1 protein-coding gene is annotated in these 892 nt (G+C 66.6%); it reads right to left on the reverse strand.

Features of this window, described 5'->3' with window-relative positions; genetic code table 11:
• A partial coding sequence (locus IEZ09_RS45895) for a WXG100-like domain-containing protein (RefSeq protein WP_229813576.1) occupies positions 1-868 on the reverse strand: 868 nt, incomplete at its 3' end.
• Between the last annotated feature and the right edge of the window lie 24 nt (positions 869-892).

Raw genomic sequence — 892 nt, forward strand, 5'->3', positions numbered from 1 at the left:
TGTCCAGGGCAGTGGTGTCGATGCCCGGCACGTCGAGGTCCTGTGGGTTGATCCAGGCGTCGATGGACTCGCCGGCGTTCTCGGCGATCTTCTGCACGGTGCCGGAGAACACCCCGCCCACCAGACCGGCCCACAGCCCCTCCTCGCCGCCACCCAGCACAGCACCCGCACCCGCACCCACGACCACCTCGGTACTACCCTCGACAAAACCGTGGTAGAACACCGAATCAGCCAAACCCGGCCGGTACTTCCCGCCACCCACGAACATCCCGCCAGCGATCACCCCCGCCACCGACTCCGTGACCGCGGTGACAACCGTGCTGAACTTGTCCCAGGCATCCCGGTTGCCCTCAATGAACTGAACCACCTGGGCCGCGGAGTTCTGCGCGAGCCCTTCCACACCCTCTTCCAGCCCCTGCCCGAGCAGCCTGACCGCCCAGTGCAACTGCTCAACGACCTCCCCCACCGCCTTCCGCGCCGCGGCGATCAACGACGGCACCATCGGCGCGGTGATCGGACTGGACAACGCCGACAAGATCGACGACAGGAACGACGCCACCTCGATCAGCATCTCGTACTCGTTCAGCTCAACATCCAACCCAAACCCATACAACGCACTCGCCTGCGACCGCGCCATCCCCGCCACAGCCGCCAACGCCGCCAGCAACTTGTCCACATGCCCCACAAACGCCCCACCCATCCCCGGCCCCAGCGCCGCCGCAACCTCCCCCGCCAGCCGCCGCACCTCAGCCGACAACTCCTCCACCGCCACCGCGTTCCTGCCCCAGCCATCCCCCAACGAACGAACCGCCCCAGCACTGACCTCCGTCGCCACCCCACCCGCGGTCAGAACCAACAACCAGTTCATCAACGGACTAAGCTCAACACCCAC

The sequence above is a fragment of the Lentzea flava genome (assembly GCF_014648475.1).
In the GTDB taxonomy this organism is placed as follows: domain Bacteria; phylum Actinomycetota; class Actinomycetes; order Mycobacteriales; family Pseudonocardiaceae; genus Lentzea; species Lentzea flava.